Source organism: Chitinispirillales bacterium ANBcel5 (assembly GCA_029688955.1).
Lineage (GTDB): Bacteria > Fibrobacterota > Chitinivibrionia > Chitinivibrionales > Chitinispirillaceae > Cellulosispirillum > Cellulosispirillum alkaliphilum.
In genome coordinates this window covers 17500-34414 of the sequence record JARUKZ010000025.1, presented here as the reverse complement: position 1 = coordinate 34414, position 16915 = coordinate 17500, and the positions used below count along the sequence as shown (strand labels likewise).

The following is a 16915-nucleotide window of genomic DNA, read 5'->3' as shown; positions in this document are numbered from 1 at the left end:
AGTGTAATATAGTTAAAAAGGAAATAAAAATCCAACTTGAAAAGATATTTGATTGCAAAGAGTGGCTTAAAAAGTAGTTTTCAACTACTTTTTTTTGCCCCAAACATAAGCTCACCCTTGGCTACTGTCTTTCCATTTACAGTAGATTTGGCTATAACTGATGCACTTACACCAAATTTTTTCTCCAGTTTAACGCTGGTGACCAGGCAATCTCCGGGGTACACAGGGCGAAGAAAGGAGAGCTTGCCTACTCTTCCAAGATAGTAAATAGTGTTTTTGTCAGCACCGCCAGATGATTTAGTAAGCATGTAACAGGCAGACTGGGCCATGTTCTCTATTATATACACCCCCGGAAACACAGGGGTTTCCGGGAAATGTCCCGAAAACTGTGCCTCATCAAATGAGACATTCTTTACGGTGGTAACTGAAGTGTCAGCCTCAAACTGCTCAATTTTATCTATTAAGAGAAAAGGGTACCGGTGCGGCACGTTTGTGAGTATATCCTGGTAATCGGACATTATCGTCTCCTATGAATTAAATTATCGGGTGTTTCAGGCTGTCATTCCACCATCGATTGTAAGTACCTGTCCGGTGATGTAGGCAGCTTTTGGCGAGAGAAGAAAGGCCACCAGATCAGCAACTTCCTCTGCTTTGCCCATCCTCTTCATAGGAATCATTTTTTTAATCTCTTCTATATGTTTTTCAGGCATCGCACTGGTCATTTCTGTATCGATATACCCCGGAGCAACGCAGTTTACCGTTATCCCAAGCTTTGCGCTTTCTTTGGCAAGAGCGCGGGTAAAACCGATAATACCAGCTTTTGATGCACAGTAGTTTGTCTGGCCCGCAATACCAACAAGGCCGCTAACAGATGTAATGTTTACGACTTTACCGTTTTTATTTTTGTAAAAATAGGCGATAAGCTGTCTGGTGACATTAAAATAGCCGTTAAGATTGGTGGTAATTACATCATTCCAGTCCTGTTCACCCATAATAAAGAGGCTTTTATCGCGTGTAATACCAGCGTTATTAACCAGTGCATCAATACCACCAAGTGTTTCTTTTGCCTGATTGATAAACTCACCCGCAGCGCTAAAATCAGTGATGTCAGCCTGAAAAGCATAGGCTTTGCCGCCAGTTGCTTCGATTTTTTCTATCAACTGATCAGCACTTTCCTTACGGCTGTGATAATTGAAAGCCACTTCAAAGCCTTCCTTAGCCAGTGTTTCAACAATTGAAGCACCAATACCTCTGGAACCGCCAGTAACTAAAACTTTGCCTGCCACAGAATCCTCCATGTTAAAAAAAAACGTTTGCGGGAGATGGGCTGTTTTTCACTACCCGCATTCGAATATGTTTAAGAAATTATTTATTCTGTATCGTCTTTAATTTTTTAAGCCCCTTGCTGGCAGCTTCTTTCACAGAAGGTGAAAACTCCCTTGAACGGACGATGTTTTCTATATTCTGGTGAAAAGTGGAAAGTGAATCCTCGTAATCCACTTTGCTGAAAAATTCCTTCCACAGTTTTACAAAACCATCCCGTAACTGATCTTCAGTGGTATGCTTAGGTTTGAACACAACGTTAGCGCAGTTAAACTTCTTAAAGTCTTTTGGCTCTATGAATCGTTTTTCCTCTTCGATTTTGTGCCAAAATTCTGTGTTGGGAAATGGTGTTGCAATAAAAAACTCTGCAGTTTTGATATTCGCTTTATGGCAAAATTCAAGAATTAAATCAAACTGATCTTCAAAACAGGTATCGAAACCCACACCAAAAGAACCAAAAAAGCGAATCCCACGATCTTCAACCTGCTTTACCAAATCAAGCGTACGTTGCCATATTCCATCATGTCGGGCATAAAAGCGTGCGGAGAAGGGGTCGCTTGCAAAAACTGTGTACATGCTTTTGGCCCCACCCTTTGCAACGGCATCAAGAAAATCGGGATCTGTATTCATTGCCGGGGAACAGGAAAGGAACATGTTTACGTCAAAGTCCTTAATCCTATCGCATAGCTCAAGCATATATCGTTGCAGTTTGGGGCGGTTGAGCATAATCATGTCATCGGTGATGTAGAATTCTTTTCCTGCAAGAGCTTTTATTTCTTGTACCACTTTATCCATAGGGCGAAGTCGTACCTTTTTACCCTGGTAATGAGGTACATTACACCAGTCGCAGCTAAAAGGGCAGCCCCTGGTTATTGAGATTAGGGACGCATGCCAGTCATATTTGTTTTCTACGTCAAATATGCCAGTTTTCGGGGAAGCTATCTGCTCTTCTGTAGGAAAACACTCAGCTTTATAGAGAGGTTTAAGGTCTCCTCTTTTTGCATCTTCAATGACCTGGTCCCATATATTTTCGGCTTCTCCTACGCATACACTTGTGCAGTGGGGGCTACAGTCTTGGGGAATCATAGATGGGTGCATCCCACCCATCACTACCTTTTTGCCCCTTTTCAGAAATTCATCACCAATTTCATAGGCATACCCAGCCTGAGGAGTAAAGAAACTAATAGCAATAAGATCTGCTTCTTCGTCATAGTCAATATCCTCAATGTTTTGATCTACTATCTTCCAGGTTATATCTTCAGGAAGAAGGCCAATGAGGATTGGAATTCCCATTGCAGGAGGCATTCTAAATGCCCAGGTTGCAGCAATGGCCGGCATCTCTGCGAGCTCTGGATACGTCTCGAGAAACTTGTCGAATTTTGGATAGATAAAAGTAATTTTCATTTTTAAATCAATGAACAGCTTCTTGTTTTTCTTCCTCTTTGTCACACCTAATCATTTCAATCCACTCTGAAGGGATCGATACTTCTTCACCATTTATGGAAAAAATGATAGGCATAGCTTTAATAGCCTCTTCGTCTTTCCACTTGTAATTATAACTCATCTTTATTTCCAAGTCTTCGTTTAAAACTACGGCACATATGGTGGAATCCGTGGACTCATAGGTACCTTCCCCTCTTAAACTCTCTTCCTGGGTGCTTGAAAAGAATACCGAATCCTGGCAAGAAAAATCTAAAACCAAGCCATCTGATGAACACCATACTCCTTCAAGGGAAGAGGTTGCGTAAAGAGTGCTGGCAGCAAAAAAAACTGCGCTTAGAAGGGTGAGTAACTTCATTGGTTACCTCCTGAAAAAAGTGGGCCGGATTTGATACCGAAAAGAGATATTAATATAGTAATAAACAAAATCGAAAATGCAGCACTAATAAACATCGAGACAAAAACAAGAATGCCGAAATCCCTGACCGGGGGAAAACTAGAAAAACTCAGGACTAAAAAACCGACTCCAACAACAATGGTGTTAAAAGCGATGGAGGTACCCTTTCGATCTAATGCTTCTCTGAGTGCTTCCTTAAATGGTAGTTTGCTGCTGGAATAGAGGTAGCCTGAGAGAAAGTGAATCGAATAATCGATTCCTATACCTACGCACGTATTCATTACCACAACTGTTACCATATTTATAGTTACCCCAAGCACACCCATTATAGCATAAACGCAGGCGGTTGAAACTATAATAGGAAAGATTGCAAACATACCAGCCCTAAAGGAGCGGAAAAGAATTATAAGACAGAAAAAGACCGGGAAAAACGTAAGCAGTAAGCTTGAGATTTGAGTATCTATTAACACATTGGCCATGGTTTCATTTAGTATCGCAGGACCACTTATAAATACCTCCCAGTCAGGATACTCCGAGGAGATATAATTTTCAATCTCCCGAGTTATATCAAGAGCTTCTATTCCCGGCATATTCAGTGCCGTTACAGAGAGACGGGCTTTTGTTCTGTCTGAAGAGACCCAGTTATTTACAAACTGTTGAAATTGCCTTCCAGAGAGTGAACCGGAACCGGTAATAAAGGCTATGGCCGGATTTGATAAGGGCTTGTCGCTAAGTAACATGGAAACTCTTCTCATAAGCGGTAGCACTGAAGAAACTGTGCCCACACCTTCAATGCTGGATATATGTTCACTCATTGATTCGATCTGACTCCATTTTTCTTTAGAGTCAAGTTTATCACCACTGTTTAAGACCACTGAAAAAAACCTTGTTCCACCAAAATGTTCAGATATGAAATCGTCAGACTGTCTTAATGGGGAATCGGCCGGTAGCATTGATAGATAGTTAGTTTCGACGTTTACCTTAGATACACCGACTATAATAAAAATTATTATAACTGGCAAAAGGGCAAAACGCCATTTGCCTTTAGTTGAAAAACTTATAAATGGATTCCATAATTCTCCACCACGAATTTTTTTTGCATCATTATTGCTCTGCTTTAAAGGCTTTTCCATGTCATGATATACAAAGAGCGGTATAAGGATCATATTGAAGAGGAAGGTAAGTATTACTGCAAGCCCGGTAAAGATACCAAACACCCGTATCCATGATATTGGTGAGAGAGAGAAAGAGAAAAAGCCGGTACTGGTAGTTAAAGATGTGAGAAGGCAAGGCACTATCAACTCACTATATGTTTGTTTCAGAGCGGCCGAAGTTGATTTGTTTTGTGGTTTCAAACGCAGGTATGTTCTCAGCAGATGAATTGCATTGGCAACCCCGATAGGAAATAAGATTACTGGTATAATTGATGTTACAACAGAAAAACTGGTGCCAGTAAGACCCAGTATTCCAAAGGTCCAGATGAGAGCAACAAAATTTACCGAAAGGGCTGCTACGACAAATAGTTTACGTTTGAATACGTTATATAACAGAAAGGAAACTACAAGGAAGCATATAGGTAAAAGAATTGAAAAATCTCTTTTCATTATTTTGTCTATGAAATAAGAAACCGCACCTTCACTTGCAACGTAAGTAGTTATAAACTGGGATTGGTTTATATCTTCCGTTAAACTTAAGACCCCATCCATCACCGCATTACGATCTGCGTCTTCAGCTAATGCAAGCACCATCCCCATTAACGATTCATCATCACTGATAAACAGATTTATCAGTTCCTTATTTTCTCTGAATCGTGTCCTAAGCATTTCTGAGTCGAGAGATTCGTCTCTGGGAATTAAATAATCACTGCTCATGCCCAGAAATCCACCCCTTACAGGTATCTGGACTGTATGTAACCCGTTTATATGAGTAATCCCACTTATTTGAGAAAGTCGTTGTGACCAATTCATGATTGAGTCGGTCTTTTCTATAAGTGAGCCTTGATCGAATTGCGCAATAAAGATGATATTATAGGGACTTGGAAACTCCTCTTCAAGCCTCTGGTAATCCAGCATTGCTTCAAGATTTGGCGGAATAGCTTTGAATGTATCATTATCGACCTGTATTTTAGTGCAGTGATAGGAAAAAAAGAGTGTTAGGGCAAATATCACTATCCAGGTAAGCTTACGATACTTTATTAAATAGTCAATCAGGTGGTTGGCCAACATTTATTTCATCCCAAACAAAAAGTTATTGCTGTTCTCAGTAAGACGCTTTGAATTCTAAAAACCTATAAATATAAATTTTTGATTCTGGTTTAAAGAATACTTGTTACATTTTTTGTGCTTACTTTGATTAGGTCTTATATTATAAGGTCTAATATAACTTAAGAAATCAAGAGAAAACATGCTACTGAATATCTTATTACTGATTATCTTGTTTTTGTTTCTATTTTCTGTTGCTTATACCTATTACCCTTTTAAAAAACCATGGCTGACCGAAAGTGACTATAGTCGTAGAAACTCTCCGTGGTGGGAGCTTTATTATGCTTCAAAATATCTTAATCCTGTGCGTAGAGCTGCAAATACTTATGTAAGGGACATATTCAGTAAGACTGTAGCTACAGATAATAAGAATGAACGACTCACAGAATCAAGAAAAATAGTATTAAAAACTGTGGGTGATTTAATGTGCAGAAGAGATTTGATTGGTAAGGGAGGAGAGGGGTTGTGGGCACATACAGGATCCTTTGTGTTTGATTGTGATTATTCCATAGCTAACCTGGAATTTGCGGTAAATCCGGACAATGTTATTGAAAAACTACTGAGATTTTCTGTTACAGCTGATCATGCAAAACCGCTTCTTGGTGATACGCGCTACGGCTTTTTTGATCACGTTTCCATTGCAAATAATCACATAAACGACTCATTTTCCCGGGGGATACTTTCAACCTGTAACTATCTTGATGAGATGAAAATCAGTATGATCCCAGTCTTATTTATGCGCAGATAGAATCAGCAAAGGAGCAGGGGGCAGAGTTAATTATTTGCTCTAATCATTGGGGTGTTGAATTTGAATTTTATCCCCCTGAACGTATCATTAGAAGGGCTCATGGGCTTCTTGATGCAGGTGTAGACATTATTATTGGGCATCATCCTCATATACTTAATCCGGTAGAGCGATACAAGACTAAAGACGGTCGCTCTGCAATTGTATTATATTCTTTGGGTAATCTAACCTCTTCAGGATTGATCTTTTCTATCCAGCGGCTCAGTGCAATTGCACAGATTACTATTGAGTGCGGGTTCAACTCTGAAGGTAAAAGGGTAGTTCGTCCCGCAGAGGTGACTCTTATGCCTGTGGTGCATTTTTTTAAAAATAGTGAAGGACTGCGTACACATTCCCTGTTTCCTTTGTTTGAGTATGCCCGCCGAATCAGAGCTGGAGATTTGCCGGAGGATTGTTCGGGTGCGGAGGGGAGGAAACTACTAAAATTAGAGCGACAGTACAGGCGTTATTTTCTTCAAAAAGGTATAAAGTATATTTAAATTGAACGTACTGCTGGTGTGAGGTCATGATCGAGTGTATTTTTCTTAGATCAGCAGTTATACTATTAAATTAAGAAAAATGGATAAAAAAGCATGTTGGTACAGGTTGAAATCGCGTCATTTGCGGTTGATCCGGGAAAAAACTCACCTCTGATTCTATTAAAAGAAAGTGGAGGGGCAAGGTCGATAGCAGTACCTATAGGGCCCCTTGAGGCCAGTGCTATAGCAATGCAGTCGCTTCAGGTCGAGTCTCAGAAACCACTAACCATCGACCTGGTTAAAATTGTCATTGAACAGCTCGGAGCAACGTTGTCACGTGTGGTGGTATATGATTTTTCTGAGCAGGTATTTTTAGCTCGTCTTCAGGTTTTAACTGAAAAATCGGTAAAATTCATAGAATGCAGACCCTGTGATGCAATTAGTCTTGCATTAAGGTGTAAGTGTCCTATATTTGTAGCTGACTCGGTTTTCACAAAAACTCAGTCAGGTAGCAGCCTTTCTGATGCAGATAATTTAAAGAAACATATTTCTTCTCTCGATACTTTAGAATTTGGCAGATATGTACTGGAGTAATTGATCATGCTGAAAAAAAGAACAATCGCAATCTTAATCGTTTTTGGAGCATTAATAAGTTCAGTTGCAAATGAGCGCTCCGATGTTTTTAATCAGGCTATGGAGTATTACAGTGCTGCTCAGTATGATTCGACTATAAGTCTGATTCGTGAGCATCTTCGCAGAAGCGGAAGGGACCCTGAAAATGAATATCTGGTGCCGCTGATTGTAGAAGCCTATGTTAGGAGTGGTGAATATGGACCAGTAGATCGTCTTGTGGGTATGTACCAGGACCGTTTTCCCAGATCAGACTTTTTACCTCGTATTGCCTATTTGGATGGAGTTGTTAAAGTCAGGAAAGAGGCCTACGATAGAGCGCTGGAAGCTTTTTCGGGAGCATTGGGAAGCGGGGTTAATCCGGAGCTGGATTCTACAATTATTGCTACTACAAAGGCCATATGTAGTGAAAAGATGAGTGCCAGGGAGTTATCCAGAGTTGTTTCTATGGGAAGACTTCACCCAAGAATCCTTGAAATTGTAAGGTATAACCAGATCGTAAAAGCGATCGCTGCAGGCCAAACAGAACGGGCGCGAAGTATAAAACAAGAGTTCAGCAACAGGTTCCCTGAATCAGACTATCTTTCAAAGATAGCAGAGGATATCCCCCGTCTTGGAGTCACTGTTTCTGAAGGGGAAATTCTGATGGGTATGCTCGCACCACTTACAGGTGAAGACAGTGATATCGGGGATCAGATTTCAAAGGGAGTGCAGCTTGCTATCGATCAGCATAATAACCGATCCAGGCAAAAAATCAGACTCCTTCCTTACGATACAAAAGGTAATATGGTTGAAACAGCACATAGATCCCGAGACATTTTAAGGGATCAGGTCCCTGTTGTGATAGGGCCGGTTTTAAGCTATAATGCCACTGTCAGTGCTTCAATGTTTATGGACAAAGATGTTGTTATGCTCACTCCCACAGCTTCTGATGATGGAATAGCCGGACTTGGTGATAATATTTTTCAGATGAATATAACGGTTGGAATGCTTGGGCGTGAAATTGCCCGTTATGCAGTTGAGAATCTTAATATTAATGAATTTGCTATTATTGCACCAAACAATACTTATGGAGCAGTAATATCGGATCATTTTAAAAGTGAGCTAAATCGTCTTGGAGCTACTGTTGTTCATGAGGAGTTTTTTGATGTGGGAATACATGATTTTACGCCTCATATCATGGAGTTGCGTAAAACATTAATCAAAAGAAAACTCCAGGAAAAAGCACGGCATCAGGGAAACTTAACAGAGATTACTTCGGTGAGCCGGGCTGACAGTGTAAAATACGCGGACTCTACATTGTCTATTGGTGGTTTGTTTATGCCGGTTGAATCGGAGGATGTTGTAATGCTTGCTCCCCAGGCTGTTTTTCACCGCTTGCGCACCCAAATGCTTGGCTCGAGCGGATGGCATTCAGAAAGAACTATAAAGGATGGAAGGCGTTATGTTAATGATGCTATCATCACAACGCCATTTCCAATCAATAGAGAAGATAGTGGCTGGCAGGAATTTGAGAATTCCTATCGCGGGAAATACAATTCAGAACCTGGCAGACTTGCAGCCCTTGGGTATGATGCTGCGCTAATTGTTAGTAAAATAGTTGAAGAATCTGGTGGTGATGTACAAAGGATTAAACGGTCGCTGGCCAATGTCAATAGATACCAGGGACTCTCGGGTGTTATTACATTCGATAAAAATTCAGGTGCTAATCTTGAAGCTGCTGTTAAGAAGGTGGGTGAAACCGGGTTTTTGAGAGTCAGGTAACTAATACCTGCACAGAACTGTTTTGGATAAACTGGCTGTTGTAAAACAGTCAGTTTTAATCTATTTGATACCTTCAATTTTTTCCGGATGGAACTATTCCTGAAATGGGCAATCTTCTATACTTTATATATGAAGCAATAAGAGGATTTTATAAGGCAAAACTAATGACTTTTGTCTCGATTCTCACTATTTCCGCTACCATGTTGCTCATTAGTGTTGTTACCCTGGGACTGATAAACATCGACACGCTTCTTCGCAGCTCTGAAAATCAGGCCGATATTGCGGTATATCTTTTTGATAGTTACGCAGAAGATTCAAAAAACAATCAACGCCTTTTAGATACACTTAAAGCAATGCCTCAGGTTAGAGAGGCGTTTTTTGTATCTAAGCAGGATGCGTGGCAACGGTTTAAATCAATTTACGGCGACGAAATCTTAGAGTCCCTGGAGGATAATCCATTTCCTGCTTCAATTGATCTTTCACTTCATGAGGAATACCATAGTGCAGAAAGTGCATCGGAGTTAAAGAATATACTAGCTCAATTTGAGGGAGTTGAAACGGTTCAGTATTCCCGGGAGTGGTTGGATTTCGTTCAAAATTTAAGAGATCATTTTTTTCTAATCTCAATAATCATGGGTGCAATTATAACCCTAGCACTTCATGCTATGATCTCTAATACAATAAAACTGACTATCTATGCTCGTAAAGAGCTTGTTAGCAATATGCGATATGTAGGCGCTACAGACCTATTTATAAAGATGCCTTTTTTACTTGAGGGTATGCTTCAGGGTTTTATTGGTGGAATATTTAGCATTCTGGCACTTTATGTTGCTAAATTAAGTTTGTCACACCTGCCTATTTACTGGGGGTTAGATTTTCTGCCCCTGATAATTCTTTTTACAGGGGTCTTTTTCGGTTGGCTTGGAAGTCTAAGTGCTGTACGCAAATTTTTGGTGTAATGCTCATTTCTTCTCTTCTTGTTGGTTTTATCACCTACGGACAAAACAGGGAAGAGCAGCAGAAGTCTATTCAGGAGTTTGAAAGTGAAATTCTTGAAAAAAAAACTGTACTTGATTCCATTCAGGCAGAGCTTGAAAAAGGGCGTACGCAATTATCCAAACTTCAGCAGCAAGAGGGGAATTATCTTAGCAGGTTGCTGCAGCTTGAGAAAAACATTGATGCATCTCAGAGTTACATAGACATGCTCTCGGAGCAGATAGATACGGTTACAGTAACAATAGAGCTGTTAGGTGATTCACTGGGAAGTGCCGAAGAGCAATTAGAAGAGAATCGGGAATTAATGGCCAGAAGGCTTCGAAGAGCCTATATGAGAGGTGAATATAATGTACTACAGGTGCTGCTTAAAGCCAGATCGCCTGTTGAGTTTGTGCATAAAATAAAATATCTCCAGGAATTGAATAACTATGACAGAAGGCTTGCTGAGTCTATCAGGCAAATGGTTAGTTCTATAGAGCGTAAGCGAATTAGTCAGGAAAACAGGCAGATTGAGCTTAAAGAGCTTTATGAAACCAGGGTAGAGGAGCAGCAGATTCTACTTGAAGAAGAGGCTTCCAGGCGAGCGATGCTAGAGCAAATACGCTCTGAAAAAAGTGATTTTGCACAAATCGTCTCTGAGCTGGAGGCTGCTCAAAGAGAGCTTGAAGGCATGATTGAAAATCTCGATATCAGGCGCAAACAGGCTCGTGAGGAGCTTGAGAGAAGGGTTGAAACAGAGTTCAAAGAACTGAAAGGAAAACTTCCCTGGCCTGTGCAAGGTGAGATAGTAACTGAATATGGGAAAATTACTCATCCCATTTATCAAACGGTTATAATGAATAATGGCATAGGTATAAAAGCTCCTAAAGGCAAAGATGTAAAATGTGTTGCTGAAGGAACCGTTGCCTATACCGGATGGATGAGAGGGCTTGGGAGACTCGTTATAGTTGAGCATCAGGGGGGCTATATCAGCATTTATGCTCATCTGGGAGAAATAACTGTTCAGGAGGATAAGGTGGTAAAAAGCGGGACAGTTCTTGGTAAAGTAGGGGAGTCGGGAAGTGCAGAAGGTTCAAAGTTGCATTTTGAGCTACGTAAGTCTTCTGAAACACTTAATCCAACAGAATGGCTTAGATAAGCCAAATGACAGATTTGCAGGATAGAAACATGGTATCTGTAAAATGGAAAAAAGTAGTTGGACAGGACAGGATTAAAGAGGTTCTTTCCAGTGCTGCAGAAAGCGAATCCTTAGGTCATGCCTATCTTTTCTGTGGTGAAACCGGAACGGGTACATTTGCAGCCGCACTGGAGTTCTCAATGGCCTTACTTTGTGAAAACAAGGAGGATTGTCCCTGCTATCAGTGCGATTCATGCAAAAAGGTTTTGAAATACTCTCACCAGGATCTTCACGTGATTATGCCCGTAGCTTTGCAAAAAGAGCACAGTTCCAGTGGCAAGCTCAATGAAAATGGATGGAAGTATCTTTCAGAATGTGTTACCAGCAGAATTAACGATCCCTATAAACCACAGCAATTCGGCTCGCCTCCCTCGATTCCTGTTGAATGGATGCGTGAGATTACTCATGCTATAGGTCGTGGCTCTCTTGGCAAGGGACTTAATATCGCCATTATGGATGGTGCTGATATGCTCAAAAAAGAATCTGCCAATACTATGCTTAAAACGCTGGAAGAACCGCCCAATAATACGCTTATTATTCTCATAGCAGAGAAGAATTATACCGTACTACCAACTATTATTTCCAGATGCCAGCTGCTTCGTTTTGCTGCTCTGTCTCCTGAAATTTTGCGCTCCGAGCTTGCACAGAGACTTTCGATAGAGGTTTCAGATCCAACCCTCAACTCTCTTATCCACACCGGCTCTTTGGGGCAGTCTCTTGAGCTGGCAAATAATCCACCAGGTGAAATAATTGAAAAAGTCTCCCTTTTTTGGAAAAACTGTATTGAACGTAACTGGTTTGAGGTGGTGAGTGATATAGATGAGTTGACCCAAAGTGGGGATGCAGCGTATTTTGAGAGATTTTTTCACTATTTACTTCAATTACTACGTTTTTCATTTTTAGATAAATATATAGATACAGAAAACTATTTTAAAACAGATTCTTCAAACCGAATCGAATTACCTTCATCAGTTTCTCCTTCAGAGGTGGAAAGAGTCGTAGCATTGTGTCAGGATGTACTTATGGGTCTTAGAGTAAGGGGGAACTGTTCGATGATTTTATCAGATTTTGCATGTTCTTTAATGGAGATATTTGATGGCAAAGAATAGTAAATTAGTTGAAATTGCGTTTAAAGGTGAGCGTAAGGCTATCTATCGTGACCGCAATGAAATAGATATAAGTGAAGGGGATTATGTACTGGTTGAGGCTGAGCGTGGACAGGATTTAGGGAAAGTGTCCTTAATCGGTTCACTGGTCAAACTTAAACGTAATAAAGGTGAGATACGAAACATCATAAAAAAGGCTTCTCCCGGTGATATTGAAATTTTATTCAAAAATAAGGAGAAGGAAAAGTCCGCATTTAAGGTATGTAGAGAGAAGATAAAAAAGTATTACCTTGAGATGAAGCTTGTGGATGTTGAGATTCAGTTTGATGGTAGCAAGATTACCTTTTATTTTACTGCTGCTCAGAGAGTCGATTTCAGGGAGCTTGTAAAAGATTTGGCTTCTGTTTACCGTACAAGGATTGAGCTTCGTCAGATAGGTGTCAGAGATGAGGCAAAGCGTATTAGTGGCTGCGGGATCTGTGGTCGTAAGCAGTGTTGCAGTGCTTTTCTTACAGAATTTGAGCAGATAACAACGCAAATGGCAAAAGATCAGCAACTTGCACTTAATCCTTCAAAAATATCAGGTAATTGCGGCCGTTTATTGTGTTGCTTACGCTATGAAAATGAATCCTATCTTGAAATGTTTGCAGAGTTTCCCCCTATTGGGAGTCGTATTACTCTTGATGGTAAGCAGGGACTATTAAATTATATAAATATTTTTCAAAGCAAAGCTTTAATTCATTTCAGTGACGGGACACAGTCCTGGCTTGGCCCCGAGGAGATTAAGAAAGGAACGTTTGAATATGCCACCAGCCAATGAGGCACAAAAAAAAGTTGTTGTAACCAGTGCTCTTCCCTATGCAAATGGTGATATACATTTAGGACACCTTCTTGAGGTTGTTCAGACTGATATATTTGTGCGCTTCAGAAGGCTAAAAGGTCAGCAAGTGCTTTATGTGTGTGCTGATGACACCCATGGAACACCAATTGAACTTAATGCATTACGTCAGGGAATTACACCAGAAAAGCTAATTGAACGGGCATATAAAAACCATGTGCAGGACTATGCCGGTTTTAATATCAGCTTTGATATCTTTTATACCACCAATTCTCAAGAAAACCGACAGTACGCTGAGTTGGTGTATAAGAGTCTTTGTGATAATAATCTGGTAGAGCAGCGAGAGATTAGCCAGTATTATTGCGAAAACGATAAACGATTCTTGCCAGATCGCTTTGTGGTTGGTACCTGCCCCAAATGTGGCGCGCCAAATCAGTATGGTGATGTATGTGAAGAGTGTGGTGCAGCGTACGAACCTTCAGATCTTAAAAACCCCCAATGTTTTATTTGTGGTAATGAACCCGTAATGAAAACTTCAAAGCACTTCTACGTACAGTTAGGAAAAAAAGAGGAGTTTTTGAAACAGTATATATCCTCGCCAGGGGTACTGCAGGAGGATATGAGAAATTTTGTCAAAACATGGATTGATGAAGGCCTAAGGGAGTGGTGTATATCCCGTGATGGGCCCTATTTTGGTTTCAAAATACCAGATACCGTTAATAAATATTTTTATGTGTGGCTTGATGCTCCTATAGGCTATCTCTCTTCTACAGATAAGTGGTGTAAAGATAACAACAGATCTGTTGAGGAGTTCTGGGGAAAAGATAGTAATTCTGAAATAGTTCATTTTATAGGAAAAGATATAGTTTACTTTCACGCATTGTTCTGGCCGGTGATGCTGGAAAGTGCAGGGTTTTCTCTACCCTCAAGTATTCGTGTGCATGGGTTTTTAAATATTGAGGGCGAAAAGATGTCCAAGTCACGGGGGACTTTTATTCTGGCTCGTGAATTTCTTAAAAAAATGACTCACCCCCAGGCTTCAGAGTTTCTTCGCTTCTACTATGGGGCAAAACTTTCGCCAACAACTGCAGATATAGATCTTAATCAAGACGAACTGATCAGCCGTGTTAATACCACACTTGCTAACAACATCGGTAATCTTCACCATAGAACTATTGTATTTTGTGAACGTTATTTTGATTCCACTATACCAGATGTTTCCTGGGATAATCAGATAGCTGATGCTGTTGAGGATGCGGCAAAAAAGATAAATGATGCATATGAGAGCTGTGATTTTAAAGTAGTCATCGAAACTATACATGCTCTTGGATCACTTGGAAATAAGTACTATCAGGATAGCAAGCCCTGGGAACTTATTAAAACAGACAAAGAGGCTGCTGGCTCTGTTATGGTAACGTGCTCTAATCTGATTAAGGCACTGTTTGTATTCCTTAAACCTGTAATGCCTGAATTAAGCAAAAAAATAGAAACCCTTTTTGGTTTAAGCTTAAAGTGGGATGATTATCATTTTTCATTGAGAAACTGTAAACTCGCAGCAACAGAAAAACTGGTAAAACCACTGGAGAGCAAAGATCTGGAAAAGCTCTTCTCAGGTGCAACAATTAATCGGTCCAAGGAAGAAGTTAATGAAGAAGGCTTAATAGATATAGATTCCTTCTTTTCTGTGGATTTACGAGTGGCTAAAATTATTTCTGCACAGAAAGTAAAAAAATCCAATAAACTTTTGTGTTTACAGGTGGAAATGGGAGACCAGAAACGACAGATCGTTGCAGGTATTGCACAGAGTTACAGCCCCGATGACCTGCCCGGAAAACTGGTAGTTGCCGTGTCTAATCTTAAACCCGCTAAAATATTTGGACTTCAGTCTCAGGGCATGCTGCTGGCCGCAAAAGACAAAGATGGATCCCTGGTACTTGTGGGACCGCACAAAGATGTAAGTAGCGGGGCAAAGGTATCATGAATGGGTTAAAAGCTGCGCGTGAGAGGATTTGCCTTAAGCAGGCAGATCCCCTTAGTGCTAAATTGTTGGCAAAAGAACTCAATGTCCCTCTTTCGGTTGCTACTATTCTTGTAGGACGTAATCTTACTACCTTTAATAGTTGTAAAAATTTTTTCAGACCACAAATATCGCACTTCCATGATCCGTTCCTCTTTAAGCAGATGGAAAAGGCTGTTGATCGCATAATGGAAGCTATCAAAACCAGAGAGAAAATTGTGGTTTATGGCGATTATGATGTTGATGGTGTTACTTCGACAGTGCTTTTGGTTAGGGTTTTGCGTTTGCTTGAGGCCAATTGTGATTACTACCTGCCAAACAGGCTTGTCGATGGCTATGGGATAACAGAAAACAGTGTCAGGCACATTGCTGAAAAAGGTGCAAAACTGATTATTACTGTGGATTGTGGTATCACCGCTTTAAAAGAGATACATTTAGCATCCATTCTTGGCGTCGATTGTATAATTACTGACCATCACGAGCCTAAAGAAAAGCTTCCTTCTGCTGTTGCTGTTATTGATCAAAAACTCCCTGAGTGTAATTATCCCGATAAGAACCTTGCTGGAGTTGGGGTTACTCTTAAGCTTGCTCAGGCTCTTGGAGAGAAAAGTGGCAGAGGTGAGCAGTTATGGATGCCATTTTTGGACCTTGCTTCTCTGGGAACTGCTGCAGATATTGTTCCGCTGATTGGTGAAAACAGAGTTATCGCTTCACTTGGTTTTGATCAGCTTTCAAAAACCACTAATATAGGATTGAAAGCTCTTATCAGTGCACAGAATCTTGAGGGAAAGAGAATTTCCACAGGTGAAGTTGTTTTTCAAATCGCTCCATGTATAAATGCTGTTGGACGTCTTGGAGATCCTCGCAGGGGCGTAGAACTCCTTTTAACAGATGATCCCAGCATAGCAAAAAATTATGCCTGTGAACTAAGGGAAGCAAACAGGGAGCGGCGTGCTCTTGATACTAAAGTTGCACAGGAAGCGTCGTTGTGGGTGGAAAACAACTGCAGAAGTGATAAAGACTTTGTGATTGTCGTGGGGCATCCTGAGTGGCATGTGGGGGTAATAGGGATTGTAGCATCTAAAATGGTTGAACGTTTTCATCGACCCGCTATCCTGCTCTCAATGGGTCCCGACGGGGTTGCAAGAGGCTCAGGAAGAAGTATTCCTGGACTCCACTTACTTGATGCCCTTAGTGGTTGCAGTGATATATTAACAAGTTTCGGCGGACATGCAGCAGCTGCGGGCCTCAGTGTACAATGGGACCGAATCGAGCAATTCAGGGAAAAATTTAACAGCGTTGTACAGGAGAAGCTTACTGAAGATGATCTTATAAGAAAAGTTCAGGCTGACACTGAAGTGTCTGTAGCTTCACTTACACCAAAACTTTTCAGAATAATGAAGCAAATGGGACCATTTGGCCCTGGTAATATGCGTCCTGTTTTGTTGTGCAAAGATTTAAAACATCGCTATGCACCAAGAGTTGTAGGACAGAACCATTTAAAAATGTCACTTACTGACAGCGGGGTTGTTATGGATGCCATTGGGTTTAATTTAGGTGAGCGAATCTCAGAAGTATGCAACAGCTCATCATTGCAAGTGGCTTTTACCCTTGAAGAGAACAAATGGAACGGAAAGACTAATTTGCAGATGAATATCAAGGGGATTTCTGTTTAATTTTTTTTAGGATGATATAAGCAATGA

15 protein-coding genes are annotated in these 16915 nt (G+C 40.6%); 10 read left to right on the top strand and 5 right to left on the bottom strand.

Annotated features, from left to right (window positions below; translation table 11 throughout):
- Positions 1–80: 80 nt before the first annotated feature.
- The 5 genes from fabZ to QA601_13195 form a co-directional block, all read right to left on the bottom strand.
- On the bottom strand, positions 81–518 hold the full coding sequence (gene fabZ, locus QA601_13215) for a 3-hydroxyacyl-ACP dehydratase FabZ (protein MDG5816046.1): 438 nt from the start codon (positions 516–518) through the stop codon (positions 81–83).
- Between the two features lie 33 nt (positions 519–551).
- Entirely contained in the window at positions 552–1286 is a 735-nt protein-coding gene (gene fabG, locus QA601_13210; GenBank protein MDG5816045.1) for a 3-oxoacyl-[acyl-carrier-protein] reductase, read from the bottom strand.
- Between the two features lie 79 nt (positions 1287–1365).
- Entirely contained in the window at positions 1366–2727 is a 1362-nt protein-coding gene (locus tag QA601_13205; GenBank protein MDG5816044.1) for a radical SAM protein, read from the bottom strand.
- Positions 2728–2734: 7 nt separating this feature from the next.
- Positions 2735–3121 (bottom strand): hypothetical protein, encoded by a 387-nt coding sequence (locus tag QA601_13200; protein ID MDG5816043.1) that lies wholly within the window; start codon positions 3119–3121, stop codon positions 2735–2737.
- On the bottom strand, positions 3118–5385 hold the full coding sequence (locus QA601_13195; GenBank protein ID MDG5816042.1) for an MMPL family transporter: 2268 nt from the start codon (positions 5383–5385) through the stop codon (positions 3118–3120). Before QA601_13195 ends, QA601_13200 begins: the two co-directional genes overlap by 4 nt.
- A 178-nt stretch (positions 5386–5563) precedes the next feature.
- Between QA601_13195 and QA601_13190 the strand changes: the two genes are divergently transcribed.
- The 10 genes from QA601_13190 (at position 5564) to recJ (ending at position 16888) form a co-directional block, all read left to right on the top strand.
- The gene (locus QA601_13190; protein MDG5816041.1) at positions 5564–6169 is read left to right on the top strand and encodes a CapA family protein; all 606 of its coding nucleotides are present in this window, start codon (positions 5564–5566) and stop codon (positions 6167–6169) included.
- A gap of 212 nt (positions 6170–6381) precedes the next feature.
- Complete coding sequence (locus QA601_13185) at positions 6382–6705, top strand: hypothetical protein (protein ID MDG5816040.1); 324 nt, start codon at positions 6382–6384, stop codon at positions 6703–6705.
- Between the two features lie 93 nt (positions 6706–6798).
- Positions 6799–7278, top strand: coding sequence for a bifunctional nuclease family protein (locus QA601_13180; GenBank protein ID MDG5816039.1), 480 nt, complete (start codon positions 6799–6801; stop codon positions 7276–7278).
- A 6-nt stretch (positions 7279–7284) separates the two neighbouring features.
- Entirely contained in the window at positions 7285–9078 is a 1794-nt protein-coding gene (locus tag QA601_13175; protein ID MDG5816038.1) for a penicillin-binding protein activator, read from the top strand.
- A 104-nt stretch (positions 9079–9182) separates the two neighbouring features.
- Positions 9183–10037 (top strand): permease-like cell division protein FtsX, encoded by an 855-nt coding sequence (locus tag QA601_13170; protein MDG5816037.1) that lies wholly within the window; start codon positions 9183–9185, stop codon positions 10035–10037.
- Positions 10037–11212, top strand: a complete 1176-nt coding sequence (locus QA601_13165) for a peptidoglycan DD-metalloendopeptidase family protein (GenBank protein ID MDG5816036.1) — start codon at positions 10037–10039, stop codon at positions 11210–11212. The genes QA601_13170 and QA601_13165 overlap by 1 nt, the downstream gene beginning before the upstream one ends.
- 29 nt (positions 11213–11241) lie before the next feature.
- The gene (locus tag QA601_13160; GenBank protein ID MDG5816035.1) at positions 11242–12360 is read left to right on the top strand and encodes a DNA polymerase III subunit; all 1119 of its coding nucleotides are present in this window, start codon (positions 11242–11244) and stop codon (positions 12358–12360) included.
- A complete protein-coding gene (gene ricT, locus QA601_13155; GenBank protein ID MDG5816034.1) occupies positions 12347–13177 on the top strand; it encodes a regulatory iron-sulfur-containing complex subunit RicT in 831 nt (276 codons plus the stop codon). Before QA601_13160 ends, ricT begins: the two co-directional genes overlap by 14 nt.
- The gene (metG, locus tag QA601_13150; protein ID MDG5816033.1) at positions 13161–15176 is read left to right on the top strand and encodes a methionine--tRNA ligase; all 2016 of its coding nucleotides are present in this window, start codon (positions 13161–13163) and stop codon (positions 15174–15176) included. Before ricT ends, metG begins: the two co-directional genes overlap by 17 nt.
- Positions 15173–16888 carry a single-stranded-DNA-specific exonuclease RecJ gene (gene recJ, locus QA601_13145; protein ID MDG5816032.1) on the top strand — a complete coding sequence of 572 codons (1716 nt, stop codon included), beginning with the start codon at positions 15173–15175 and terminating at the stop codon, positions 16886–16888. Before metG ends, recJ begins: the two co-directional genes overlap by 4 nt.
- Positions 16889–16915 lie beyond the last annotated feature (27 nt).